Origin of the sequence: Dyadobacter psychrotolerans, assembly GCF_004349265.1 — a bacterium.
Lineage (GTDB): Bacteria > Bacteroidota > Bacteroidia > Cytophagales > Spirosomataceae > Dyadobacter > Dyadobacter psychrotolerans.
In genome coordinates, this window is sequence record NZ_SMFL01000006.1 from 299212 (window position 1) to 324561 (window position 25350).

Here is a 25350-nt window from a genome sequence, read left to right on the forward strand (position 1 = left end):
AACGGGAAGGGCATTGTTTTGAGTCGTTCAAAAAACCCTTTCCTGTCATCGGGAAAGGGTTTTATATTGTTTGAAAAGTATTAAATTCGTAATTCCATTATAATCAAAATACCCATCAATGAGTCAGCGAGTCCAAATCTTCGACACAACTTTACGGGACGGCGAGCAGGTGCCAGGCAGCCAGTTAACTACTGAAGAAAAGATAATTGTAGCCACACAACTCGAAAAACTAGGTGTTGACGTAATTGAAGCAGGATTTCCGGTATCAAGCCCAGGTGATTTTCGTTCTGTGGTTGAGATATCCAAAGCAGTTCGTGAGCCTATAATCTGTGCACTATCCCGTGCCGTTACAGGTGACATCGATGCGGCTGCTGACGCCTTGCAATATGCGAAACGTGGAAGAATCCATACGGGTATTGGTTCATCTGATATCCACATTCAACACAAGTTTAATACCACACGTGAGAAGATTATTGAAAGGGCAATTGCTGCTACCAAGTACGCAAAAGGTAAGGTAGAAGACGTTGAATTTTACTGTGAAGATGCTGGCAGAGCAGATTTAATTTTCCTTGCCCAACTCGTTGAAGCGGTAATTGGCGCGGGTGCAACAGTTGTTAATATCCCCGACACAACTGGATATTGCCTTCCCGAAGAATATGGAAACAAGATCAAATACATTTTCGAAAATGTAAAAAATATACATAAAGCAATTATCTCTATTCACTGTCATAATGACCTGGGACTGGCAACTGCAAATTCTATTGCTGGAATAAGCCAGGGTGCACGCCAGGTAGAGGTTACAATCAATGGAATTGGTGAAAGAGCCGGTAATACTTCTCTGGAAGAAGTAGTTATGGCTTTAAACGTTCACAAAGAGCTTGGCCTTGAAACAGGAGTAAACACACAGTTTATCTATCCAACCAGCCAGTTGGTTTCCAAAATGATGCGTATGCCTGTTCAGGCCAATAAAGCCATTGTCGGACGTAATGCATTTGCACATTCGTCAGGAATTCATCAGGATGGTCACCTGAAAAATACATTGAACTATGAAATCATGAATCCACAGGATGTTGGTGTGGATAAATCGGATATTGTACTCACTGCCCGCAGCGGACGCCATGCTCTGAAACACCGGTTAGAACTTCTGGGCTTCTCTTTTGACAAACCTGCTTTAGATGAATTGTATACCCGCTTCCTGGAAGTAGCAGATTTGAAAAAAGAAGTCAACGACGCTGACCTTGTTGATTTGGCACGGACGGCAATTCCCGTTTAATTAGAATCCTATTAGAATTGCTAATAGCCTGAATATGAATTTGATGTTTTGAAGATTTTTTTGTAGAATTACATATTCAATAACATCCATCAGATTACAAAAAGCCCTCGGTGATTCTGACTAAGGGCTTTTTTCTATTTTACAGGATGATAGTCCGGTTGTTGTGAATGAAAACCCGGTCGTTAAAAACCAGTTTCAACGCCTTCGACAAAACGGCCTTTTCCGTGTCCTTTCCTAAAGTAGACATATCCAAAGCCGTGTGACGATGATCTACCGGCTTAATGTCCTGTGCGATTATTGGTCCTTCATCCAGATCATTATTTACAAAATGCGCAGTGGCGCCAATAATTTTCACACCTCTTTCGTATGCCTGCTTATAAGGATTCGCACCGATAAATGCCGGCAAAAACGAATGATGAATATTGATTATCCGATCCGGGTAATGATTTACAAAGTCTGCGGTGATGATACGCATATATTTTGCCAATACTAAATACTCCGGACGGTAAACATCCAGCGTTCTTAGAATCGATTCTTCATGCTCTTCGCGGCTTTTATTTTCGTGTGAAATGTAATGAAAAGGAATCCCGAATTTACTTACCAGAGGCTGTAATGTATTGTAGTTGCTGATCACAGCCTGAATATTCGCATCCAGTTCATCGAAGGCATATCTTATTAAAAGCTCACCCAGGCAATGATGTTCTTTGGTAACAAAAAGAACAATATCCTTTTTCTTTTTCGGGTTAAGCCGAAGGTTAATTCCTGCGGGCAATTCTTTTTGAAGTACTGTAAGCAGTTCGCTTGCGTCGGTTTCTCCTTCAAACTCGGTACGCATAAAAAAATATTTGGAAGGACTCACATATTCATCATTTCGGATAATGTTTTGGTTATTTTCAAAAAGGATGCGTGTAACCTTGTATATAAGGCCCTTATGGTCAGGACCATCCATTAACAATATGTGGCGCTGCGTCATTCTGCGTTCAACTTCATAATAAAAGAATCTGCGAAATAACATATTTCATATTGATTTAACCAATATCCTCCATAATAACCAGTTAATTTTTTCGATACTTATTATTGAGACTTGTAACTTTTACTTTTAAATTCCTGTTGATTTTCCATTGAAACTGAATTTTAGAAAAATGGCTGAAGAACTCATTATTCCACAAACAACAGACCGAGAAACAATTTACGACACACTTGTACCGCAAATTGCATCTCTTATTGAATTTGAAAGTGACCTGACGGCAAATCTGGCGAACATCAGTGCAGCATTAAAAGAGGCTTTCGGTTTTTTCTGGGTTGGATTTTACATTGCCAAAGAAGGCCAGCTGGTGCTTGGCCCGTTTCAGGGACCGATTGCCTGTACACGTATCCCGTTTCATAAAGGTGTTTGCGGAGCCAGTTATTCGCAGCAAAAAACAATCATCGTTCCCGATGTTGAAGCATTTCCGGGACATATTGCTTGCAGTTCGGCTTCGAAATCTGAGATTGTATTACCCGTTTTTCATCGTAACGGTACAGTTGCCATGGTGCTGGACGTGGATAGTGACGAACTGAACGATTTTAGTGAAACTGATGCTAAGTTTTTAGAAAATGTGATTCGTTTGATCGAAAAAAAGCTGTAAAAAAGAATACAACATTTGTATTTCAAATTACGTATATTTCAAAAAGTTTCAGATAACCAGTGAACGTTATGGTTGAAGTCATCGAAAAAAAGAAAAAAAGTGGCATCAAATCAAATACAATCCCGGATGTACTGATTTATGAACACTGGAATGGAAAACCCGTTTATTATCAGGGTTACAGGGACGTTATAGCCGGGTTAAAACAACCAGAGGAAATTATGTCTTGTTCTGATGTTCAAAGTGCACTTATTGCCTTAATCGTTGGATATCTATTTAACACAATAGATAGGAAACAATATATGATTAGGACAAATGAAGTGGGATTAAATCTATCAAAAGGAAATAATTTAGGGATTGATATTGCTATCAGTCAAAGGAAACTGACAGAAAAGCTTTCCAGGAATTATTTAAAAACTGCGCCTCAGGTTGTAATTGAAGTGGATATTAAGGCCGAAATAGAAGGGCAACATTTCGGCGACTTCGACTATATTCTAAAAAAATCACAAAAATTAATTGATTCAGGAACGGAAAACGTCATTTGGATAATGACCTCATCCAGAACTGTTTTTGTCATAAGTAATGATGAAGATGAAGGAAGAGTTGTAAAATGGAATGAGGACATTTTTCTTCTTGACAACCATTTTTTAAATATTAAAAATCTTCTTGATGAAGAAGGTATAGAAGTGTAAGAAGCAACGCTACTCAATCTATTTCAAATACCTCTCTCTCAGCATCTTCATCATATAAACATTAATTACCCACTGATCTGCTACAGGCTGTTTGGTATATGGTAAGGTTGGTAAATAATTGGGCGGTCCAAATTCGGTCAGTACAGTTAGCCTTTCTCCACTTTTTACTTTGTGTTCAACCACCTTATCCCACCAGCTCAGATGTGCTTTTACAGCAGCCTCCCATTCCGGAGCGCGGGGATCGCTCACCTGAGGGCCTTCTTCATGACCAATACGCGAATGAATATGGCCTACTCTCGATAATGCAAGTTTCACGGTTTCTTCCTGATCCTGTAACAGACTTTCATGCACATTACACCAGTGCGAAATATCCAGAGTAAGTTTTAATCCCGGATTTTTTTCTATGAAGTTGCGGGTAATGTGAGCAGCGAAAAGCATTCGTCCACGGTGCGTTTCATGATAAATCGGAATACCACTTTTAGCAGATATCTCCGTGGTGTGATCAATAAGGGCCTTATTTTGATCATAAGTAAAGAAGTCTTTTCCACTATGACAATTTATATAAACCGGTTTTTGTCCAAATTCAGTGGTAGCGGCAATAATCGATTTTTTAAACCCATCCAAATGTACAGGATAATCGACAGATGCAGATCCACATAAGAACCCAATCTGAAGATCATATTTTTTTAATGCGGTCAATAATTCAGCCTGTCTTTCCTTGGACCCGGGCCACCACATTTCTGTCCCGTCGTAACCTTCCTTTTTAATGGCAGCGCAAAAGGCATCTGTGTTTCCGACAAAACCCCAGTTTGTTCCGAAAATCTTTAAGGATAATTTATTATCAAACTGAAAAGGTGCTGCCTGTTTTGCGGCAACAGCATCAATGCCCGATATGACACCTGCACTGGCTATGGCAGCGCTTACAAAGTTTCTCCTGTTCATTTTGATATGATATTTTCCGGATATGATTTTAACTCCACGTTATTTCTTGATTTCCGCGGTTTGTAACGTATCTCCACCTGCCTTAACAAAGGTCGCAACTGCCGCTTCATTAAATCCGTTTACAACCGAAAGCTGTGGATACTGTCGCCCTACCTGACTAACCGCACTATCCGTAACTGCCGATTTCCAGACATAAACCGACCGCAAACTTTTCAGGGAAGCAATATTCCGTAAGCCCGCATCAGAAATCTTCGTGTCTACCAGATTTATGTATTGCAGATGTGGTAAGTCTTTTAGACTGACAATACCTGCATCCGTTACGGCGGTATGTTCCAGATGAATTTTATTTAGGTTTTTTAACTTTGAAATTGCCTTCATTCCTTCATCGGTAATCTTTGTTCCGCCAAGTTTCAGCCAGGCGATCTGATCTGATACGGCCATTAGTAAATCCAATTGTTTGTCATTAAAACCGGAAGCATTTACAGCACTAACTTCAATCAGGTTTTGGTCCAGAGATAAATTGTTTACAATTAATCCGGCTTTTCTTAATGCTTCAATGTCCTTTTCATCAGCAGGCTCAACTTTTAATCCGGCAATTGCTGATTCCATGTTTTTAACAACCGGGCCGGAACCTCCCGAACCCAGCGATGCCAAAGCCATTTTAACAGCTTCCGTTTTTTTCAATTCTGCTACCTTTTTATCAGCCGAAGCACCCTGATCGATCCACCAGGATAACAACGTGATCTGCTCATTGCTTAACTGAGGTTTACCTTTGGGTGGCATGTGGTTGTCGTCATCTTCAGGTAGCAGGCAGCGTTTGATCATATCGCTTTCCGCACTTTTACCGGAAATCAAAGCAGGGCCGCCTTTTCCTCCTTTAAGCAAAAGAGCCAACTGGTCCATCCGTAGATCTCCTTTTTGCTTACTTGCGTTATGACACTGTACGCAGCGCATTTCCAGAATTGGCTGAACGATGTCTTTATAAACAATGGCCTCCTCAACATTGGCAATTGGTTTTACTTCTGTAACTGGTTCGGCCATCGGAGGGATGCCGGCCAGGCTCCGGAAAGGTTCGGGCGTGTATTGTGTCAGGTACCCTTCACCATGTGTAAGCGAGCCTCCGTCATGTCCGGCTGTCATCGTAAGAATAGTAGCCAATCCAAGTGCAGGCAGGTAAAATGCAGGACCAAAAGGAATTCTTTTACCCAGTAAATCTGATTTTACAGCCCAGGCAATCCAGGCAAAAGCGGCAACACCTATTCCCTGCCATTTGTGATCGTCCAGTAATTCCTGTTCATATCCTCCGCCAAGAGACAATAAATAACCGGCGATACAGGCCAAAGTTGCTCCTACTGCAGACCACAATAAGATAAATGAAATGGCAGATTCACTTACACTGATTTTTCCGGTACGTCTGCCGATCTCTAGCAGAGCAGCAATAAATAAAAAGCCAATCGGTAAATGAACCAGCACCGGATGGAACCTTCCAATAAATAAAGCCCAGCCTGAATCCTGAAGAAAAGGGTAAAACATAATTTAAAACGACTACGCTAAGCAATGACTTGTTTAACCACTTTTCCTTCTGTATCAGTTAACCTGAAATTTCTTCCCTGGAAAGGATAAGTAAATTTTTCGTGGTCAAATCCCATTAAATGCAGTATGGTGGCCTGCAGATCATGCACATGAACCCTATCTTTTGTACCATAATATCCCAACTCGTCTGTTTCACCATGAGAAAATCCTTTCTTGACACCGCCACCTGCCATCCACATGGTGAAAGCATCCAAATGATGATCACGACCCATGAAGGGCATAACAAGTCCGTTTCTATTTTCCTGCATCGGTGTGCGTCCAAATTCAGCACCCCAGATAACCAGCGTTTCTTCAAGTAATCCGCGCATTTTGAGATCTTGTAAAAGAGCTGCAACAGGTTGATCGGATTCTCTGCATTTTTGTCGTAAGCCACCTTCCACGTTATGATCTTTGGAAGTACCATGACCATCCCATCCCCAGTCAAAAAGCTGTACAAAACGAACGTCATTTTCAACCAGTTTACGGGCCAAAAGACAGTTCATCGCAAAAGTGCCGTCTCCCGGTTTTACACCATACATATCCAGGATATACTGCGGCTCCTTCGAAACATCCATTACTTCAGGCACAGACATCTGCATACGAAATGCCATTTCATACTGGCTTATGCGCGTCAGAATTTCCGGATCCTGTACGTCTTCGTAAGTTTGTTTGTTTATTTCGTTTATTGCTTCGATGGTTTGTTTTCGCATGTCACGGTTCATTCCATGCGGATCGCTCACATAGAGAACCGGATCACCACCCGTTCTGCACTGAACTCCCTGATAAACCGACGGCAAAAATCCACTGCCATAAACACTCTTCCCTGCATCTGGCTGTCCGCCTGACGCAAGCACAATAAATCCGGGCAAATTCTGGTTCTCGGATCCTAATCCATAAGTTGCCCATGCACCCAGGCTTGGCCTTCCTAATCGCGCGCTTCCTGTATGCATCAGAAGCTGAGCCGGCGCATGATTAAACTGATCCGTATGCATTGCCTTCATGAAAGTAATTTCATCAGCAACTGTTTGCAGATAAGGAACATAATCCGACATCCAGGCACCGGATTGTCCATACTGCGCAAATTTGCTTTGCGGACCCAGCATTTTTGGAACACCTTGTATGAATGCAAATTTTTTCCCTTCAAGAAATTCTGCCGGACAGTCTTTTCCGTGATATTTTAATAGCTCCGGTTTGTAATCAAAAAGCTCCAATTGGGAGGGTGCTCCTGCCATATGAATATAAATGACCCGTTTGGCTTTTGGAGCAAAATGAGGAATTCTGGCAGAGAGCGACTCCCCTGCCCTGCCGGTGACAGCATCTGAAGTTCCGCAGGAAGTAAGCAGCGAACCTAATCCCAACGCCCCTAACCCGAACCCACAGGATTGCAGGAAATGTCGCCTTGTCTGGCGCTCCAGTTGTGCGTATTGCAATTCCTTTAACAGCTTTTCCATAGGTTATTTAACCCTTTCAGGGTTATTAATTAGAAACATTTTACTCATCCACCGGGTTTTACCCGGGGCTATTCAAATTGAAGCCTTTTAGGCTTTTTCATTGCCAACATTAATTCTTTTAACCTGAACATCCCTTCTTCCCTACATTTTCCTTCAACCCCTATTCCTTCGTAACCACATTATCCAGATTCAGCATAACATTAGCAGATATCGTCAACGCCGCCAGTTCAGGCGATTTCACTTTTCCGTATATTAACATACTATCCGCTTCCGACGGTTTTTTCTTATAAGACAGTAACGCTTCTTTATAAATTTTTACTAAAACATTCAAATTCTTTTGTCCTATAGGTTGGAATGTAAGCATTCGGTAACCTTCCGTGAGTTGCTGTTCGGGTGTTTTTCCGCGCTTTAACATTTTGGTAGCAAGACTTTCCGCTGCCTCCAGATACACAGGATCATTTAACGTAACCAGTGCCTGAAGTGGAGTATTGGTAAGAATCCGTCTTGACTGACAAAATTCCCGGCTAGGTGCATCAAAAGTTACCATGGAAGGATATGGAGCAGTCCGTTTCCAGTAGGTATAAACGCCTCTTCTATAACGGTCTTCGCCTTCACTTAACGTCCATTTTTCACCGCTGTAAGGAGATTGCCAGATTTTATCAGGCTGAGGAGGCATTACGCCAGGTCCGTACATTTTCTTTGAAATCAAACCGCTGCATGCCAAAGCCTGATCACGAACCTGCTCTGCACTAAGCCGCACGCGCGGACCGCGGGAGATCCATATGTTGTAGGGATCTTTTTCAAGTTTGTCCTTATCCGTTTTTGAGCTTTGCCGGTAAGTGGCTGACATGACAACCCTTTTCAACAGTTTTTTTACACTCCATTGATCCTGCTCCATAAACTCAACGGCCAGCCAATCCAGCAATTCCTGGTGTGTTGGTTCGCTTCCCTGAGAGCCAAAATCTTCAACAGTTTCAACAATTCCTTTACCAAACAACTGCTCCCAAAACCGGTTAACAATGACTCTGCCTGTTAAAGCATTTTCTCTGTTTACAATCCATTTTGCAAGTCCTAAACGATCCCTGGAATATTCCTTTGGCATTGGAGCCAAAAGTTTGGGTACATCCGGTTTTACTTCGGCACCTTTTACCATCCAGTTACCTCTTACGAAAACATTCGTCTTTCTCGCAAAATCTCCCTTTCCTTCCCAAACAACCGGCATACTTTCTGTTGATCTGGTTAAAGCAGTTGCATAATCCGCAACAATTTGGGAATAGTCTGGTTGATCGGCACCAGGTAATTCTTTTTGAAAAGACATCCAGGTAATTCTCACCCACTCTTCCGGCGCTTTCGGGCTGTTCAGAGAAAGATAAATATCATGTTTCCCTGAAACCTTTGCGATCGGTGCAACGAGTACGGTATCCCGCGATGGAAGTTTAATCTGAGACAAAACCGGTCCGTCCAGCTTATCAAGATGTAGGGTCAAAACTGCATTCTCAGCTTTGGTCGACATGTTCATTACCACACTTCCGGCATTAGTCAGGTCAACCTGCGGGATACGGGCATTCCCCTTATCTTTTACGCCATAGTATGAAATCAATAAAACCGTTGACTGATCGCCCTTTATGAAATTGTGAGCGTTGATCTTTGGCTCCATAACATTCATAAACTGAGTAACCTCTTCTACCTGCTTAGGATTATATTGTTTTATCCAATTTTTGACACGTTCCACACGGACTGAGTCTTCACCTTTGTAAAAGCGAAGTTTTGGCCACTCATCCCAGACATCTTCGTCTCTGGAATTATTGAAAAAGGCCATGTACTTGTAGTAATCTTCATGCGGAATGGGGTCGTAAGGATGGCTGTGGCATTGAATACAGGCAAACGTTGTACCCTGCCAGACTTCCCAGGTTGTGTTCACACGGTCAATTTGTGCGGCTGTACGAAACTCTTCGTCATCAGTTCCGCCCTCATTGTTTGTCATTGTATTACGGTGATAACCAGTGGCGATCATGTTTTCCTGCTTGGGAAAAACGTCTTTGCCTTTTGGCATTAAGTCTCCCGCAAGTTGTTCAATCGTGAACTGGTCAAAAGGCTTGTCATCGTTAAATGATTTTACGACATAATCCCGGTAGCGCCACATGGACCTGCCGCCATCACTTTCATAACCTTTTGTGTCGGCATATCGTGCAAGATCCATCCACATTGAAGTCCACTTTTCGCCGTAGGAAGGAGATTTCAAAAGACGGTCTACAACCTTTTCATAGGCATTATCCGACTTGTCACTCTCAAAATCAGAAACTTCTTTTTCTGTTGGTGGAAGGCCTGTAAGGTCCAGGCTAACACGCCGGATTAGGGTTGCACGGTCTGCCTCGGGAGATTTCGATAAGCCTTTTTCATTAAGTTTTTGAAGAATAAAATTGTCAATTTCATTTTTGGCCCACGTGGCATCTCCGACAGGAAGCAACCCAAAAAGATTCCAGATATTTCCCAGGGAAGGAACGTCAGGTTTTTCGATACGTTTATAAGACCAATGCGTTTCCCATTCGGCGCCTTCGTTAATCCAGGTTTTTAGTATTCCAACTTCGTCGTCTGTAAGAGGCGTACCATTTTTAGGCATTTTCTCATCCGGATCATTACTCAGTATCCTCCGGATCATTTCACTCGCGTCCGCGTCACCTTTAACAACGGGAATTTTACCGGACTTACCCGGTTCCAGCATTTCATGTTCAAACAGAAAACTTACGTCACCTGCCTTTTTTACACCACCATGGCAACCCATGCAATGTTTGTTGAGAATGGGCTTCACCTCCGAATTATAATCGACCTTTTTACCAAACCAACCCGACCAGGTGAAGGAAGATAAAAATACTACCAGAACAGCCAAGCCAATTACGATCCTATTTCTCATTATTCATTTCTTAAAACACATCCCGAATGTACCAGAACACTTACAAAACACTGTGTTCTCGAACCCACTTATCGAATTAAAAGCATTTTTGAATATTATCTACTTAAAAAGCAGAAGTAATTTAATAAGAATAAACGGCAGTTCAACCAATGTTATTGGCCAAACCAGCTTTTTTACAATATTATATTTTGAAGATCGGACCAGGCTCTACACCGGGAGTAAATTAAATGATGTGGTTAACAGAAAGCATCTTCGATATGCCGGATATCCAGCGCCCCGGTGGGAAGAATTAAAATAGAGACAATGTCGAAACGGATGTCGAAATGCCAGTCTTTGTCAAAAATGTAGTGTTCGGCGGCTTTCATAATGAGCCTCGCCTTGGTATAGTTTACAAATTCTTCGGGCATTCCAAAGCCCGTTCCGCTGCGGGTTTTAACCTCCACGAAAATCAGCATCTTATTTTTCTTCACAATAAGATCGATTTCCATGTGTTTATGGCGGTAATTTTTCTCAATAACTTCAAAACCTTTTTCGGTTAGGAAGGCAGAGGCTTTTTCTTCTCCCCAATTTCCGGTGTCGTTGTGTGTGGCCATTGTTTTAAGGAATCCATTTTAACAATTCTGCTAAATCCTTATCAGGAATATTTTCTTTTTCACTTTTGTCAAAAATTGTCAGCAAATACACTGTGCTTTCTGAAATTTTCAAACAGGTAATCACCCTGCTTCCGCCAGATTTACCTTTGCCTTTCGATGCAATGGAAAGTCTGATTTTGAAACAGTTGTTACCCAAAGAAATACCCTGAGAGGGATTTTCTTTCAGAGATATAATTAATTCTAAAAACTCAATTTTTAAGGAAGGATATTTTTTTACCAGTTTTTTGAGCTCAGAATCAAACTTGGGAATGGTCTTTACATTAAAGCTCATTGAATAACTCTTCTGCGTCTCTGGCCACCAATTTCCCTTCGCTAACCATTCTCATCTCATCAACTGCCTCTCTGATATCTTCAAGCACCTTCGCTTTATATGGCGAAAGAGGCATAGATTTAACAAATGAAAAATTACCTAGTAGCTCCATCACAAAATCGGCCTTTGAGTCTTTAATATCAAGTATTACTTTCATAACACGAATTTTTAATTTCAAATGATGATTTCCGTACAACGAACATTTACAATGCAAATTAGTGTTATTGTGTAAGAAGAAAAATCACACCTTATTGCTTTTACAAGTTATCGATTTGTCAGAGTTTAAATCATATCCTTAGACTCAGTAATTTCAAAAAGTTTCTTCATTTTCATCAAAACTAAAATCTGCATCTGCAACCTATTAATTAATGAACATCCTCATCAATAAAAAAGTCAAATTTCGCGATCTCGGTCTGATTGATTATCAGCAGGCCTGGGACTATCAGGAGAAAGTTTTTGCAGAAATAATTGCCGTTAAAACTGAAAACAGGAATTTATCCCCAGAAGAACAAATCCCAACGCCAAACTATTTGTTTTTCTGCCAGCATCCGCATGTTTATACATTAGGTAAAAGTGGTAAATCTGATCATTTGCTTTTACAGGAAGACGAACTCGCTGCCAAACACGCCACCTATTACAAGATAAACCGGGGCGGAGACATCACTTATCACGGGCCCGGCCAGCTCGTGGGTTATCCGATTCTGGATCTGGACAATTTTTTTACAGACATTCACAAGTACATGCGTTTGCTCGAAGAGGCAATTATTCTGGTCATGGCAGATTATGGGCTGGACGGAGGCAGAATTCAGGGGCTCACCGGCGTATGGCTTGATCATGCAGATCAGAAAAATCCACGGAAAATCTGCGCAATGGGTGTGAAAACCAGCCGCTGGGTTACTATGCATGGTTTTGCTTTAAACGTCAATACAGATCTTTCGTATTTTGGGAACATCGTTCCTTGCGGCATTCAGGATAAGGCCGTAACATCTATGTCGGCCGAAGTAGGGCACGATCTTAACATGGAAGAAGTATCTTTAAAATTAAAAAATCATTTGGCCCGTTTGTTTGAAATGGAAATTCAACAGGAAACTGTTGAGCGGGTTAGCTAAAAAATATAATTAAAAATGAAAAAAGACATCCCATTTCACCCGGTACAGGGGGTTCAGGTGGCGGTAGTAAGAAGCATCAATGCAGAAAATACGGCTGAATGGAACGTGGTTGTGATTAACAGAAACCCACAGCCGATTACCAACGTATTTGTTACTTCAAAAGGTTACGGAAATACAGAATCGGGACTGAATGCAGGTCAGAAAACTTCTACCCTTCGTCACTTTTTCCCGGAAATACAGTCTGAACAGCATCAGGTTGTTGAAGTTATTATGCCGGATGTGTTCCATCTGAACAACGAATTCTGGATCAGTTATTTTTTGGGAAATCAGATTTATGATAAAAAGTTTATCTTCGTCCCCGACAGCATTGTTGAAGATAACGTCGTTGCAATCAGCCCTTTCGGACTGGAAGGTGTTTTGCATGATTAAGTAAGAGGATTCATCTCCTGCAATTATTTGAGAATGCTTTGTATAAATGCAAAGAACACACAACCCACACACATAATGACTGATGAATTTCGCAGACGCGCTAAAAACCTTTTGCTGCTTGACATAGAAACCGTTGCCGGACATGCATCTTACGACGGACTTACTAAACGCATGCAAAAGCTTTGGGATAAAAAATCTCTTGCCTTAAACAAGGGCGATGAAACTATTTCTTCCGCAGACTGTTTTTATGACAAGGGCGCTATTTATTCCGAGTTTGGGAAAGTCGTCTGCATCGCATTTGGTGCCTTTTATTGGAATGAAAAAGATGAAATTGCTTTCAAGGTTCGCAGCTTCTCCAGCGACGACGAAGTAAAGTTATTGTTAGAATTTAAGGCCCTCATAGAAAAATATCCTGCAGACCAGCTTACACTTTGTGCACATAACGGAAGGGAATTCGATTTTCCTTTTTTATGCCGCCGAATGCTTATTCACGGAATTTCCATACCAAAAGCACTTCAGATTTCAGGCAAAAAACCATGGGAAGTTCTGCACCAGGACACTATGGAGCTTTGGAAATTTGGCGATTACAAAAGTTACACATCGCTGGATCTTCTGGCAGCTGTTTTTGATATTCCGGGGAGTAAAAATGAAATGAGCGGCGACCAGGTTACCCGCGTTTACTACGAAGAGAACGACCTTGCAAAAATTTGCCGATATTGCAGGGAAGACGTTGTCGTACTGGCGCAGATTTATTTAAAACTACATTGCCTGGATATGGTGCCCCAGGAAAATATTACTAGGGTGGGATAGAATTTTCAGTGCCGGCCTGGCATCAGAAAATCGAATCAATTCACTCGGAAAAAATACAAATTAATTAAAGCGCTGAAAGCATATTGCTAACAGCCAAAAGCCAATAATGAGAGATAAAAAACCAAGAAGAGAATCAATTGAAAAAAAGGAAGTGAAAGCTCCTCATACAATTGTTTCCTATATAGACAACCTGAAAGCAGACATTGCTGCTTTCTTTGACCTGAATAGCGAACATTCATTCCGCCCGTTTGACGTACATGATCATTTCGGGGTACAGGATAAAAAGGTTCGCACCTTATTTAATGACATCCTTCACGAGCTCGAGGAAGCCGGCAGGATTACTTTTTCCAATAACGGAACCTACGCAGCGGCACCTCTGAAAAAGGAAAGCCATGGCCTTACAGGCCGCGTCGACCGCGTTAATAAATCGTTTGCCTTTGTCATTATTGACGGCAGAGAAGATGATATTTATGTGGAAGCCGAATTACTGAATGGTGCCTGGGATGGAGATATTGTAAAAATCCAGCCACTGACCAAAAATAGCCGCGGTGGTAAATCTGTAAGAGGCGATTCTGGAAAAAGCCGGACAGAAGGCCGTGTGGCTGAGATTATTGAAAGATCTGCAAAGGAAATTGTTGGAATTATTGAGATCAACCGGGGTTACGCCGTAGTTCAACCGGACAACAAAAAGCTTTTCGATCCGATTTTTATAGAACCGGAGGAAATTAAAGAAGCTGAAAACGGCGATAAAGTAATTATAAAAGTAACCGAATGGCCAACCCGCAGAACGCAGGCAGAAGGTGAAATTACAGAGGTGCTTGGCAAGGCAGGAAATAATGATGTTGAAATGCACGCTATCCTGGCAGAGTTTGGGTTACCTTATCATTTCCCTGAAATTGTAGAAGCCGAAGCCCAGAAAATCCCGGACAAAATTGCAAAGAAAGAAACTGCAAAACGGAAAGATATCCGTGATGTTTTAACCTTTACAATAGACCCTGTTGATGCAAAAGATTTTGATGATGCACTTTCGCTTCGCTATCTGGAAGATGGTAATGTTGAAATAGGTGTACACATTGCGGATGTTTCGCATTACGTATTGCCCGGAACCGAACTCGACAAAGAAGCTTACAGAAGGGCAACATCGGTTTATCTGGTTGACAGAACTGTACCGATGCTTCCTGAAAAACTATCAAACAATCTTTGCTCGCTGCGCCCTAACGAAGACCGGCTGGCATTTTCTGCCATTTTTGAATTAAGTCCAAAAGGAAAAATATTAAATGAATGGTTTGGAAGAACGGTCATTCATTCCGACCGCCGGTTTTCTTATGAAGAAGCGCAGCAGGTGCTGGATACGGAAGAAGGAGACTTCGCCGCTGAGCTAAAAGTGATGAATACCATCGCCAAAATTTTCAGAAAAGAGCGCTTTAAAAACGGGGCAATCAATTTTGATACTCCGGAAGTAAGATTCCGACTGGATGAAAACGGGAAACCGCTGGGGATTTATCAAAAGGAACGTCACGATTCCAACAAACTTATTGAGGAGTTTATGCTTCTTGCCAACAAACGGGTAGCCGAATATGTGTATAATCTGTCAAAAGGAGAGGTTAAGAATACGATGGTTTACCGGATTCACGAAGCGCCTGATCCGGACAGACTGAAAACGTTTGCCACTTTTGTTGCCAAATTGGGCCATAAACTGGAAGTGGAAGAAGAAAACAAAATTGCCAAATCGATGAACAAGATGCTGGCAGAAGTTGAAGGCAAACCGGAACAGAATCTGATTGAATCTCTGGCGGTTCGTACCATGGCGAAAGCACGGTACAGCGTTGAAGATTTGGGCCACTTCGGTTTGGCATTTAAAAGATATTCACACTTTACCTCTCCTATCCGCCGTTACCCGGATGTTATGGCCCACCGGTTGCTTCAGCATTATCTGGATGGAGGTGGTTCGGTTGATAAAGAAACTTATGAAGCCGGATCAAAACATTCGTCTGAAAGAGAGCGTCTTGCAGCCGAAGCGGAAAGAGCTTCGATTAAATACAAACAGGTCGAATTCATGAGCATGATGGACCATGACCGGGAATTTGACGGGATTATTACCGGTGTCACCGAATTTGGGATTTTTGTGGAGATCACAGAAACCGCATCTGAGGGACTTATCCGCATGACGGATCTGGGTGATGATTATTACGAACTGGAAAAGGAAAATTACCGGATCGTTGGTCAGCGTACCAATAAAATATACACTTTCGGGGATCAGGTTAAGGTTAAAGTGAAAGACACCAATCTTGCAAGAAGAAGTATGGATCTTTATCTGGCAGGTACCGTTCCTTCTGCATCGCGACCTCCGAGAAATGACAGAGGCGGCTCACGTGAACGAACCAGAGCGCCAAGGGAAGCTGTAAGCGCTCCAAAAAACAGGAAACCATCAGGCAGTTCGGCACCGAAAGGAAACCGGAAAAGAAGGTAGCAGTGCCACTTACGATCCCTATTGTATTTTTGATACTGTCTTCTATTTTTGCCACGAATACCGATTTATCTTCGTATCAATTAGTGCATCCGTGGCATTTTAAATAATATTAATCATTTTCTGCATCCTATGCATAACTTCAAGAAAATCTTACTTGTTTTCATATTCGTGTCTCAGGGCGTTTTCGCTCAAAAGAAGCTTGAAAAAGAAGAATGGCAATCCCTGTTTAACGGTAAGGATTTGACTGGCTGGGATGTAAAAATTGCAGGTCATAAGGTTAACGACAACTATAAAAATACCTTTATTGCCGAGGATAATATGATTCGGGTCAATTACAAAGAGTATGACAAGTTCACGACGGAATATGGCCATATGTATTACAAACAGCCATTTTCACATTATAAAATCCGTCTGCAATACCGCTTTACCGGTAACCAGGTACCGGGAGGTGCTTCCTGGAATGTGCGTAACAGCGGCATCATGTTACATTCGCAATCAGCGGCAAGCCTGGGTTTAGATCAGGATTTCCCGATTTCACTTGAAATGCAATATCTCGGTGGACTGAACGCCGGTGAAAGAACCACCGGCAATTTGTGTACACCCGGTACGATCATCGATATCAAAGGCAAAACAACAGAAGAACATTGTATCAATTCGACATCAAAAACTTACAACGGCGACCAGTGGGTTACTGCTGAAGCAATTGTGCTTGGCGATTCAATTGTTTATCATTTAATAGAAAGAGACACGGTTTTAGTATTTACCAATCCAAAAGTTGGCGGCGGTTATGTAAGCAAAGGACATACTTTTAAGGATGGTAAAGTCGGCAGTGAAGAGGAATGGGTAAGAAAAGACAACACACCGCTGGGCAGCGGGTATATTGCATTGCAGGCAGAAAGTCACCCTATTGATTTCAAAAATATTCAGTTGCTTAATCTGAAAGGCTGTATGGATCCAAAAGCGACAAACTATAAATCTTATTATGTTTCTCCGGATCAGGCTTCCTGCAAATACAAAAAATAAATAGACTTCGGTTTTTGGTGATTTGTAGCCAGTTTAATGAGTTAATATTCATGTTTTGTTCCGGACAGTAATGCTGAAAACCAATAGCCGACTGCCAAAAGCATTATCTAATTCTTTTCATATTTTTGTTTCAAAAAGGGCGTTCTTGCTTCATGAAAAAAACAATTATCCGCTTTTTGGCGCTTTTGGCTGTTTTAGCTGGTGTTAACTGGCTTGCTTCCCTGATTTTTTTCAGAGTCGATCTTACAGAGGACAAAAGATATACGGTCTCTGACGCCACAAAAGAACTGCTGGCCAATCTTGACAAAAACGTTAATGTCAACGTATATCTTGCTGGTGAGTTTCCGCCCGGCTTTGAACGGCTGGAAAGTGCAACCCGCGAAATGCTTGAAGAGTTTAAGACTTACTCAAATGGCCGCCTGAGCTTTCAGTTTTCCGATCCTTCGCAGGCTACCAGTGAAGAACAGCGCAATAAACAATACCAGAATCTTGTAAACCGGGGATTAACGCCCACCAACCTGCACGCAACCGACCAGGACGGAAAGCGAACGGAAAAAATCATTTTTCCGGGAGCAATTGTTCAGGCTGACACACTCTCGGTTCCTGTACAGCTTTTGAAAGGAAATAAAATCAGCACAAAAGAAGAGCAACTGAACCAGTCCATTGAAGGCCTTGAATTTGAGTTGTCTTCTGCAATCCGGCTTCTGGCCAATTCTGAAAGAAAAAAAGTAGGTTTAATCGTTAGCCATACAACCATTGCACCTGCCCGGTTGAGTGACTTAATTGCAACAATTCAACAGAGTTACGACGTTTTTCTGGATATAAATAATCCTGCATCTTACGATGGCCTGGATGCCATTCTGGTGCTGAAGCCGGACAGCGCATTTTCGGAGGATGAAAAGTATAAGATCGATCAGTATGTTGTTGGTGGCGGTAGTGCCATCTTTTTTGTTGATGGAGCCAAGGTTGACAGCGTAAATCTGGAAGGTACGTATGCACAGCCGCTCGATCTGAACCTGGGCGATCTCTTTTTCCGCTGGGGGGTGCGGGTAAACACAAATCTTGTAAAGGATCTGTACTGTGCACAAATATTGCTGAATGTGGGTAATGTAGGGGACAAGCCTGAAATCAAGCCGGTTCCATGGCGGTTTTTCCCGCTGCTGAATCATTTAGGTACTCATCCAATCACCCGGAATGTCGATGCAGTTTATACCCGTTTCCTGAGTTCACTTGATACAGTCGGTGGTACTTCGGGTATTAAAAAGTCTTCGCTGCTGATGACTTCTCCATACACTCAAATTCTCAACACACCAGCAATTGTAAGTTATAACGAAGCACGTAAACAACCAACGCCGGAAGAGTACCAGGGTGGAGAAAAACTGGCAGGTGTACTTTTAGAAGGATCTTTTTTATCTTTATTCGAAAACAGAATTTTACCCAACGATCCCCGAAGTGCTTCTTTCAAATCCAAAGGCATTGCCGGAAAGGTGCTGATTTGTGCTGACGGAGATATGGTTATCAATGACGTAGATTACAAAAGAAGTGCCCCGTTACCATTAGGTTACGACCGCGCTACCGGCCAGACTTACGGGAATAAAGATTTTGTATTGCACGCTTTAGATTACATGACAGACGCAAACGGGCTGATCACTGCACGTAACAAGCAGGTCAGTATTCGTGCATTGGATAAGATTCAGGTTCAGGAAAACAAAAAGTTCTGGCAAAGCATCAATTTGTTACTTCCTTTGGCTATAATTGCCGTTTTTGGTGCCATACATTACTATTTAAGGCTGAGAAAATTCGCCTGACCATCGTGACAGAGTACTTAATTTTTGTTACTTTTGTCCCCTGCAAAATAGATTTTTGCTATTCCATTTATATTTAATATAATAATACATAAACACTTACGTCAATAATTATGAAGTTTGTCGTTTCGTCATCAGTCCTCCTCAAGCAGCTGTCAGCTATCAATGGTGTCGTTTCTACGAACCCGATTGTGCCTATACTCGAGAATTTTTTATTAAGCCTGGAAGGTAACCTGCTTACAGTAACCGCATCAGACCTGCAAACGGTGATGATTACGGAAATAGAAGTAGAATCTACTGAAAAAGGGGCAATAGCTATCCCTGCAAAATTGTTATTGGATACACTTCGCGGACTTCCGGAACAGCCAATTACATTGCAGGTTAATGCAGAAACTTTTGGTACTGAGATCATTTCTGACAATGGCCGTTATAAGCTGTCAGGCGAAAATCCGATAGATTTCCCAAAAACGCCTTCTGTAAACAGGGGACAATCTGTCGATCTGTCTTCTTCCGCTTTGGGAGCTGCCATTTCAAATACACTGTTTGCAACCAGCACCGACGACCTTCGCCCGGCAATGACCGGGGTTTTTGTTCAAATGGGTGCTGAAAATGCGACATTTGTAGCAACGGACGGGCATCGCCTTGTACGTTACCGCCGGACAGATATTAAGTCGGATGTGGATACTTCGATGATCATTCAGCGTAAAGCACTGAACTTGCTGAAATCTTGTCTTCCTTCTGACGATGTACCAGTTAAAGCTGAATTTACATCTTCAAATGCATTTTTCAGTTTTGGAAATATTCGTATGATCTGCCGTTTGATTGACGAGCGTTTCCCGGATTATGAAAATGCAATACCTACAAATAATCAAAACTCACTGACCATCAACAGGATGGAAATTTTGAGTTCATTACGCCGTATTTCAATTTATTCTAACCGAACAACTCATCAGGTTCGTTTAAAAATGTCATTGAACGATCTGGTAATTTCTGCGGAAGATCTGGATTATTCTAACGAAGCAAATGAACGCCTGATGTGTGAATACAACGGCGACGATATGGAAATCGGCTTTAATGCTAAGTTCCTGATTGAAGTATTGGGAAATATTTCAAGCAAAACCATCACTTTCGAACTTTCCGCACCAAACCGTGCAGGATTGATCATTCCTGTTGATCAGGAAGAATATGAAAGTATTCTGATGCTTGTGATGCCGGTGATGTTGAATACTTATGTTTAGAAATTAGGAGGAAGTAGTTAAGAAGTTATAGAAGTTACGGTCGCTGGAAAATATTTTCAGCGACCTTTTTTGCGATAATATAGTGTTCTTCAACATATTAAGCCGCTCATAACACGCTAAGTACGAAAAAAATCGTACTTAAACTTGCAAGTACGATTTTTTTCGTACACTTTTGCTACGAAGATTGTCGTACCAAATTTATTAGCCATGTATATCAAACCAACGGATTCAGAACTTGAAATATTAAACTATTTGTGGGAGGCCGGGCCTAGTACCGTTCGAGCCGTTCATGACTATCTTGCCGCAGCAAAGGATGTCGGATACACCACAACATTGAAGCTGATGCAAATCATGCATGACAAAGGGTTACTTTACCGGACAGAGCAAGGTCGTTCGCATATTTATGTCGCCTTGCTTGGTAAAGAAGAGACCCAACAGAATTTGCTGGGAAGACTGGTTCAAACTGCATTTCAGGGATCTGCAGCCCAAATGGTGATGCAGGCACTAGGCAACCACACCACATCGAAAGAAGAACTTGATGAAATTCGTGCGTTATTAAATAACATTGAAAACAACCGTTAGCCATGAAAACGATCTATCAATTAATTCCGGAATCTGTTATCTCCGCTTTGGGATGGACTTTGGTTCATTCTGTCTGGCAGGGAATGTTACTTGCCATTTTCGCCTTTGCCGGCTTCTTTATTTTAAGTAAAAAATCTGCTGCTGCCCGTTACAACTTTGGTATTGTTCTACTCGGCTTACAAGTTATCAGCTCTGCGGCTACCTATTTATATTATTATCTGACGACGCCGGTTAGATCATATCAGCCGATAACAACTTCTCTGTCAGCAGTTACCCGAAACTGGCAGACAGTTAATTACGATTTATCTTTAACAGCGAAAGTTCAGATCTGGCTTAACAGTCATCTTTTTGAACTGGTTGTTTGCTGGATAATAGGTACAGGACTTTTGATGCTTCGTTTTGCAGGTGCATGGATTTATACGGAGCACCTTCGTTCGAAAGCAAGCTTTGTAACGGACCAGGAATGGAGGACCAGATTTGGAACGCTTACTGCCAAAATGAACATCTCGCAGTCCATCGAATTCCGACAGACTGCTAAGATTCTGACGCCAATGGTTATCGGCGCATTTCGTCCGGCAGTGTTGATTCCTATTGGTTTATTAACAGGTTTTTCAACTTCACAAATCGAGGCCATTTTAGCTCATGAACTGGCACACGTCCGCCGCAACGACTATTTAGTGAATTTACTTCAGTCGTTTGTCGAAGTTGTGTTTTTCTTTCATCCTGCTTTGTGGTGGATTTCTGAAAGAGTAAGAACAGAACGCGAACATTGCTGTGATGACATCGCTTTAACGATCTGCGGAGACAAAATGGTACTTGCCAATGCTTTGGTAAAAGTTGCCGAATGGCAGTCGGCACCAGAGTTAGCTATGGCCTTTGCATCAAAGAAACCACTTTTGTTAAACCGTATCCGGCGTGTACTTGGTGTCACATCAAAGTCTTCAAGACCTTTTGGCAACATTCCTGCCATGTTTCTGGCGATATGCCTGATAGCCGGAATTTCTTTCTATTCTGTTGCACAGCAGGAGAAAAAGGAAGACAAAAAAGTTGTTAAAACTAAAGAAATTTCACGAAGAGAGGACTTTCAAAAGCTTCAAAAAATTAATATAGATACTGTTATAAGAAGTGACGTATCGAAAGATTCTTCTGTTACAATTGAGGTTAATAATCAGTCAAATAACATCGGTTCAATTTTAGGGGCCTTGCAAAACGTCAATATAAATCAGGAAATTTCAAATTTTTCCAGCTTAAACAGCCAGCTAGCCATGCTAGGAAATGTCAACCAGGAAAGATCCGAAGAACTGGAAAAGCTGCAAAGACGTATGGACGAACTGAATCTGCTAAGCGAAAAAGAGAATTTCGAAATGGAGCGTTTTCAGAGAAAAATGGAGAAGCTGGACTGGAAAAAGGATCGCTTGATGGAATCCCGCAGCAAACTGATAGAAAAACGTGCTTCGGTTTTTAACAGTCCAAGAAACGGACAACAAAATTCTAAGAACAGTGCGCCGGTACTTTCTGAAAGTGAATTGGAAAAACAGCTTGAAGATTTTGAACAGCAGATAAAAGCTCAGGAGCAGCAAATCAGCGAATTCAACTCACAAATTGCGTCTGCGCGTAAAGAAATAGAAGATTATCGGGAAAGTGAGGAGGTGAAAAATAATAGAAAGGAAATGGAGGATCTCAACCGTAAAATAGAAGCTATTCACAAAGAAAGGACCATAAGTACTTATAATTACCAGACGGAAGGTCCTGTAATCATCGAACCTGGAAAACCGCCAAGAATTACCGGACTTTCCAAGGTTAAGATTAAGGGAAAAGGGACAATAAATCCTCCTGCTGCGCCAAAAGCACCGGCAGAACCTCCTACACTCAAATTATCAGCTCCAAAAGCGCCACCTGCGCCACCGGTTGAAAAAAAGTAAACAGTCTAGAGTTCACAGTAATCTACAGATACTGTGAACTCTAAACTAAAAACTGTTAACTTTTACTCCACTTCAATCACCACATCGTCGGTCATCGGATGCGTAACGCAGGTTAAAATAAATCCTTCTTTTAGCTCTGCTTCAGAGAGAGCATCCTCTTCATCCAGATGTACTTTTCCGGAAACGCATCTGCCCAAACAAGCCGTACACATTCCCGCCTGGCAAGAATATGGAAGGTCAATATCCATGTTTAAAGCCGCTTCCAGAACCGTTTCGTGCGGTTTAACCGGTAGCTTGTACTCGGTTCCTTCATAAAACAGGGTTATTTCTCTGGTTTTCAAACTGTCGTCTTCTTCCATGGTTACTTCACCGGGCTGAGCTGCTGTGGCAGTAAGAAAACTTTCCTTCCGAATCTTATTTTCAGGTATAGCCAGAATAGATAGCGCACGATGCGCTTCTTCCATCATATCTTCGGGACCGCAAATGAAATATTCGGCAGTACGTTTATCCAGTGTCGGAAGCCCCTCCATAATTTTCAGAATATGACTTTTATTCAGGCGGCCTGTTTCTTCATTCCACTCAAAAGAAGGCTGACTTAGTGTATGAACAACCTTAAAACGCTCTTTGTATTTCAATTGTAAAGCCTGAATTTTTTCCTTGAAGATGATGCTTTTTTCATCCCGGCTTCCATAAATCAGAAAAACTTCACTTTCCTGCTCCACCATCAGAATTGATTTCAAAATCGAAAACAATGGTGTAATTCCGCTTCCTGCACCTATAAAAACAACCTGGCGGGTCTGATCATCTTCCTGTTTTGGAAAAAAATTACCGGCCGGTTCCAGTGCTTCCAGTACGTCGTCTACTTTTAATGTATCCAAAAGAAGATTCGATGCAAAACCGCCTGGAACACGTTTAATCGTTATTGCCAGCGAAACATCTGTATATGGCGAACTGGACATCGAGTAAGAGCGACGTACTTTTTTATCCTCAGAAGGAAGCAAGAGTGTGATAAACTGTCCTGGGCGATAAGCAACCACTTCATTGAGCGGATGCCAGAAATGTATGGTAGAAGCTTCCTCCGTCTCCTTTTCTATTTCCTTAACTTTTAAAAAATAATATTTGCTCATGATTGGCTATCAGCTATCAGCAATCGGCTATCAGTTGCCGTGCAGTTTGCTTTGTCGTTTAATAGTATATTTTATTCAACAAGAAAGTTTTAAAGGTAATTCGCCTGAATAAAAAAAGCCTCATGGTTTTTAAAATCCATGAGGCTTTTGCTTCCTTTATTTTTATCAGCTCAAAGTTGCAACTGCATCTTTGATTCGTTGAACTGCTTCTGATAAAGCTTCGTCAGCAGCAGCAGTTGAGATACGAATGCAGTTTGGTGCACCGAAACCTGAACCTGCAACGGTAGAAACGTAATATTTATTTAAAATCCAGTTTGAAAAATCATCTGAATCTTTGATAGTTGTAGTTCCGTCGGATTTTCCGAAATAGTAGCTTACATCAGGAAATGCATAAAAAGCACCATCCGGAACATTCACTTTAAAACCTGGGATTTCTTTTAGTAAACCAACAACAAGGTCACGGCGACGGGCGTAAGCTTTTGCCATTTCTTTTGTGGGCTCCAAAGTGCCGTTAAAGGCAACGGTAGCAGCTTTCTGAGCAATTGAGTTTGTTCCGGAAGTTACCTGTCCCTGTAATTTTTCGACGCCTTCTGCGATCCATTTTGCAGCTCCGATGAATCCTATTCTCCATCCGGTCATCGCAAAACCTTTTGCAACACCATTTACAGTGATTACACGATCTTTTAGTGCAGGAATGGATCCGATACTAAAATGCCCCTCTTCGGTAAAGTTGATATATTCATAAATTTCGTCAGCCAGAATATACACATCTTCGTGTTTTTCAAGTACTGCCGCAATTTCTCTTAATTCTTTTTCTGAATAAACTGCACCTGTCGGGTTGTTGGGTGAAGCATACATTACTATTCTTGTACGTGGTGTTATCGCCGCTTCCAGCTGTTCAGCAGTCACTTTAAAACCGTTTTCAAAAGCACCATCCACAATTACAGACTTACCTTCTGCCAGCTTTACCATTTCGGAATAGCTAACCCAGTAAGGAGCAAAAATTACCACCTCGTCACCCGGATTGATTAAAACCTGGATTACGTTGGCAAGAGAATGTTTTGCACCGGTAGAAACTACGATATTTTCAGGTTTCCAATCTATGTTATTATCGCGCTTTAATTTATCTGCAATCGCCTTTCGCAAATCGGGATAACCTGCAACTGGAGAATAACCATGAAAACCGTCATCGATGGCCTTCTTGGCAGCCTCACAAATGTGTGCGGGCGTTTTAAAATCTGGTTCTCCAACACTCAGACTAATCACTTTGTGACCCTGAGCGGCCAATTCACGTGCCATTTTTGTCATCGCCAGCGTCGAAGATTCTTCGAGGGCGTTAATACGGTCGGCCAACCGGGTTTGCTCTGCTACTGCGGACATTGCAACAAAAATTAAGTTTAAGAAAG

At 41.8% G+C, this 25350-nt stretch carries 22 protein-coding genes; 12 read left to right on the top strand and 10 right to left on the bottom strand.

Annotated elements, in window-relative coordinates; genetic code table 11:
• The first annotated feature begins 118 nt into the window (after window positions 1–118).
• The gene (locus E0F88_RS18375; protein ID WP_131959729.1) at window positions 119–1273 is read left to right on the top strand and encodes a 2-isopropylmalate synthase; all 1155 of its coding nucleotides are present in this window, start codon (window positions 119–121) and stop codon (window positions 1271–1273) included.
• A gap of 139 nt (window positions 1274–1412) precedes the next feature.
• Here the strand turns inward: E0F88_RS18375 and purU are convergent, their stop codons facing one another.
• Entirely contained in the window at window positions 1413–2246 is an 834-nt protein-coding gene (purU, locus tag E0F88_RS18380) for a formyltetrahydrofolate deformylase (protein ID WP_131959845.1), read from the bottom strand.
• 169 nt (window positions 2247–2415) lie between these two features.
• On the opposite strand from purU, the gene msrC reads away from it, so the two are divergent.
• Complete coding sequence (msrC, locus tag E0F88_RS18385; protein WP_131959730.1) at window positions 2416–2901, top strand: free L-methionine (R)-S-oxide reductase MsrC; 486 nt, start codon at window positions 2416–2418, stop codon at window positions 2899–2901.
• A 68-nt stretch (window positions 2902–2969) separates the two neighbouring features.
• The gene (locus E0F88_RS18390) at window positions 2970–3590 is read left to right on the top strand and encodes a Uma2 family endonuclease (protein WP_131959731.1); all 621 of its coding nucleotides are present in this window, start codon (window positions 2970–2972) and stop codon (window positions 3588–3590) included.
• 18 nt (window positions 3591–3608) lie between these two features.
• On the opposite strand, the gene E0F88_RS18395 is transcribed toward E0F88_RS18390, so the two are convergent.
• The 7 genes from E0F88_RS18395 to E0F88_RS18425 all read right to left on the bottom strand — a co-directional run bounded on the left by E0F88_RS18395 (window position 3609) and on the right by E0F88_RS18425 (window position 11586).
• Complete coding sequence (locus E0F88_RS18395; protein ID WP_131959732.1) at window positions 3609–4532, bottom strand: sugar phosphate isomerase/epimerase family protein; 924 nt, start codon at window positions 4530–4532, stop codon at window positions 3609–3611.
• A 39-nt stretch (window positions 4533–4571) separates the two neighbouring features.
• Window positions 4572–6065 (bottom strand): c-type cytochrome domain-containing protein, encoded by a 1494-nt coding sequence (locus tag E0F88_RS18400; protein WP_131959733.1) that lies wholly within the window; start codon window positions 6063–6065, stop codon window positions 4572–4574.
• A gap of 17 nt (window positions 6066–6082) precedes the next feature.
• Entirely contained in the window at window positions 6083–7555 is a 1473-nt protein-coding gene (locus tag E0F88_RS18405) for a DUF1501 domain-containing protein (protein ID WP_131959734.1), read from the bottom strand.
• A gap of 160 nt (window positions 7556–7715) precedes the next feature.
• Window positions 7716–10466 carry a DUF1553 domain-containing protein gene (locus E0F88_RS18410; protein WP_131959735.1) on the bottom strand — a complete coding sequence of 917 codons (2751 nt, stop codon included), beginning with the start codon at window positions 10464–10466 and terminating at the stop codon, window positions 7716–7718.
• 236 nt (window positions 10467–10702) lie between these two features.
• Entirely contained in the window at window positions 10703–11059 is a 357-nt protein-coding gene (locus E0F88_RS18415; protein WP_131959736.1) for a YraN family protein, read from the bottom strand.
• A 4-nt stretch (window positions 11060–11063) separates the two neighbouring features.
• Complete coding sequence (locus E0F88_RS18420) at window positions 11064–11390, bottom strand: type II toxin-antitoxin system RelE/ParE family toxin (RefSeq protein WP_131959737.1); 327 nt, start codon at window positions 11388–11390, stop codon at window positions 11064–11066.
• Window positions 11380–11586 carry a hypothetical protein gene (locus tag E0F88_RS18425; RefSeq protein WP_131959738.1) on the bottom strand — a complete coding sequence of 69 codons (207 nt, stop codon included), beginning with the start codon at window positions 11584–11586 and terminating at the stop codon, window positions 11380–11382. The genes E0F88_RS18420 and E0F88_RS18425 overlap by 11 nt, the downstream gene beginning before the upstream one ends.
• Before the next feature lie 211 nt (window positions 11587–11797).
• On the opposite strand from E0F88_RS18425, the gene lipB reads away from it, so the two are divergent.
• The 9 genes from lipB (at window position 11798) to E0F88_RS18470 (ending at window position 22817) form a co-directional block, all read left to right on the top strand.
• On the top strand, window positions 11798–12538 hold the full coding sequence (lipB, locus tag E0F88_RS18430) for a lipoyl(octanoyl) transferase LipB (RefSeq protein WP_131959739.1): 741 nt from the start codon (window positions 11798–11800) through the stop codon (window positions 12536–12538).
• Window positions 12539–12553: 15 nt separating this feature from the next.
• On the top strand, window positions 12554–12967 hold the full coding sequence (locus E0F88_RS18435; protein ID WP_131959740.1) for a hypothetical protein: 414 nt from the start codon (window positions 12554–12556) through the stop codon (window positions 12965–12967).
• Window positions 12968–13042: 75 nt separating this feature from the next.
• Window positions 13043–13777, top strand: coding sequence for a 3'-5' exonuclease (locus tag E0F88_RS18440; RefSeq protein WP_131959741.1), 735 nt, complete (start codon window positions 13043–13045; stop codon window positions 13775–13777).
• Between the two features lie 106 nt (window positions 13778–13883).
• A complete protein-coding gene (rnr, locus tag E0F88_RS18445) occupies window positions 13884–16247 on the top strand; it encodes a ribonuclease R (RefSeq protein WP_131959742.1) in 2364 nt (787 codons plus the stop codon).
• A 129-nt stretch (window positions 16248–16376) separates the two neighbouring features.
• On the top strand, window positions 16377–17270 hold the full coding sequence (locus tag E0F88_RS18450) for a 3-keto-disaccharide hydrolase (RefSeq protein ID WP_131959743.1): 894 nt from the start codon (window positions 16377–16379) through the stop codon (window positions 17268–17270).
• A gap of 152 nt (window positions 17271–17422) precedes the next feature.
• The gene (gene gldG, locus E0F88_RS18455; protein ID WP_131959744.1) at window positions 17423–19078 is read left to right on the top strand and encodes a gliding motility-associated ABC transporter substrate-binding protein GldG; all 1656 of its coding nucleotides are present in this window, start codon (window positions 17423–17425) and stop codon (window positions 19076–19078) included.
• A 110-nt stretch (window positions 19079–19188) separates the two neighbouring features.
• Window positions 19189–20313 (top strand): DNA polymerase III subunit beta, encoded by a 1125-nt coding sequence (dnaN, locus tag E0F88_RS18460; protein WP_131959745.1) that lies wholly within the window; start codon window positions 19189–19191, stop codon window positions 20311–20313.
• Window positions 20314–20520: 207 nt separating this feature from the next.
• Window positions 20521–20895 (top strand): BlaI/MecI/CopY family transcriptional regulator, encoded by a 375-nt coding sequence (locus E0F88_RS18465; RefSeq protein WP_131959746.1) that lies wholly within the window; start codon window positions 20521–20523, stop codon window positions 20893–20895.
• A 2-nt stretch (window positions 20896–20897) separates the two neighbouring features.
• Complete coding sequence (locus E0F88_RS18470; RefSeq protein WP_131959747.1) at window positions 20898–22817, top strand: M56 family metallopeptidase; 1920 nt, start codon at window positions 20898–20900, stop codon at window positions 22815–22817.
• A 62-nt stretch (window positions 22818–22879) separates the two neighbouring features.
• Here E0F88_RS18470 and E0F88_RS18475 read toward each other — a convergent pair whose 3' ends face one another.
• Both E0F88_RS18475 and E0F88_RS18480 read right to left on the bottom strand, forming a co-directional pair.
• Window positions 22880–23944 (bottom strand): ferredoxin--NADP reductase, encoded by a 1065-nt coding sequence (locus E0F88_RS18475; RefSeq protein WP_131959748.1) that lies wholly within the window; start codon window positions 23942–23944, stop codon window positions 22880–22882.
• A 165-nt stretch (window positions 23945–24109) separates the two neighbouring features.
• The gene (locus E0F88_RS18480; RefSeq protein ID WP_131959749.1) at window positions 24110–25324 is read right to left on the bottom strand and encodes a pyridoxal phosphate-dependent aminotransferase; all 1215 of its coding nucleotides are present in this window, start codon (window positions 25322–25324) and stop codon (window positions 24110–24112) included.
• Between the last annotated feature and the right edge of the window lie 26 nt (window positions 25325–25350).

Excerpts from the sequence above, each read along its gene's own strand:
- lipB (WP_131959739.1), top strand. The coding sequence starts at position 11,798 with ATGAACATCCTCATCAATAAAAAAGTCAAATTTCGCGATCTCGGTCTG.
- gldG (WP_131959744.1), top strand. The coding sequence starts at position 17,423 with ATGAAAAAAACAATTATCCGCTTTTTGGCGCTTTTGGCTGTTTTAGCT.
- E0F88_RS18470 (WP_131959747.1), top strand. The coding sequence starts at position 20,898 with ATGAAAACGATCTATCAATTAATTCCGGAATCTGTTATCTCCGCTTTG.
- E0F88_RS18425 (WP_131959738.1), bottom strand. The coding sequence starts at position 11,586 with ATGAAAGTAATACTTGATATTAAAGACTCAAAGGCCGATTTTGTGATG.
- E0F88_RS18395 (WP_131959732.1), bottom strand. The coding sequence starts at position 4,532 with ATGAACAGGAGAAACTTTGTAAGCGCTGCCATAGCCAGTGCAGGTGTC.
- E0F88_RS18420 (WP_131959737.1), bottom strand. The coding sequence starts at position 11,390 with ATGAGCTTTAATGTAAAGACCATTCCCAAGTTTGATTCTGAGCTCAAA.
- E0F88_RS18410 (WP_131959735.1), bottom strand. The coding sequence starts at position 10,466 with ATGAGAAATAGGATCGTAATTGGCTTGGCTGTTCTGGTAGTATTTTTA.
- E0F88_RS18415 (WP_131959736.1), bottom strand. The coding sequence starts at position 11,059 with ATGGCCACACACAACGACACCGGAAATTGGGGAGAAGAAAAAGCCTCT.
- E0F88_RS18475 (WP_131959748.1), bottom strand. The coding sequence starts at position 23,944 with ATGAGCAAATATTATTTTTTAAAAGTTAAGGAAATAGAAAAGGAGACG.
- E0F88_RS18440 (WP_131959741.1), top strand. The coding sequence starts at position 13,043 with ATGACTGATGAATTTCGCAGACGCGCTAAAAACCTTTTGCTGCTTGAC.
- rnr (WP_131959742.1), top strand. The coding sequence starts at position 13,884 with ATGAGAGATAAAAAACCAAGAAGAGAATCAATTGAAAAAAAGGAAGTG.
- E0F88_RS18405 (WP_131959734.1), bottom strand. The coding sequence starts at position 7,555 with ATGGAAAAGCTGTTAAAGGAATTGCAATACGCACAACTGGAGCGCCAG.
- purU (WP_131959845.1), bottom strand. The coding sequence starts at position 2,246 with ATGACGCAGCGCCACATATTGTTAATGGATGGTCCTGACCATAAGGGC.
- E0F88_RS18435 (WP_131959740.1), top strand. The coding sequence starts at position 12,554 with ATGAAAAAAGACATCCCATTTCACCCGGTACAGGGGGTTCAGGTGGCG.
- E0F88_RS18400 (WP_131959733.1), bottom strand. The coding sequence starts at position 6,065 with ATGTTTTACCCTTTTCTTCAGGATTCAGGCTGGGCTTTATTTATTGGA.
- E0F88_RS18480 (WP_131959749.1), bottom strand. The coding sequence starts at position 25,324 with ATGTCCGCAGTAGCAGAGCAAACCCGGTTGGCCGACCGTATTAACGCC.
- msrC (WP_131959730.1), top strand. The coding sequence starts at position 2,416 with ATGGCTGAAGAACTCATTATTCCACAAACAACAGACCGAGAAACAATT.
- E0F88_RS18450 (WP_131959743.1), top strand. The coding sequence starts at position 16,377 with ATGCATAACTTCAAGAAAATCTTACTTGTTTTCATATTCGTGTCTCAG.
- E0F88_RS18375 (WP_131959729.1), top strand. The coding sequence starts at position 119 with ATGAGTCAGCGAGTCCAAATCTTCGACACAACTTTACGGGACGGCGAG.
- E0F88_RS18390 (WP_131959731.1), top strand. The coding sequence starts at position 2,970 with ATGGTTGAAGTCATCGAAAAAAAGAAAAAAAGTGGCATCAAATCAAAT.
- E0F88_RS18465 (WP_131959746.1), top strand. The coding sequence starts at position 20,521 with ATGTATATCAAACCAACGGATTCAGAACTTGAAATATTAAACTATTTG.
- dnaN (WP_131959745.1), top strand. The coding sequence starts at position 19,189 with ATGAAGTTTGTCGTTTCGTCATCAGTCCTCCTCAAGCAGCTGTCAGCT.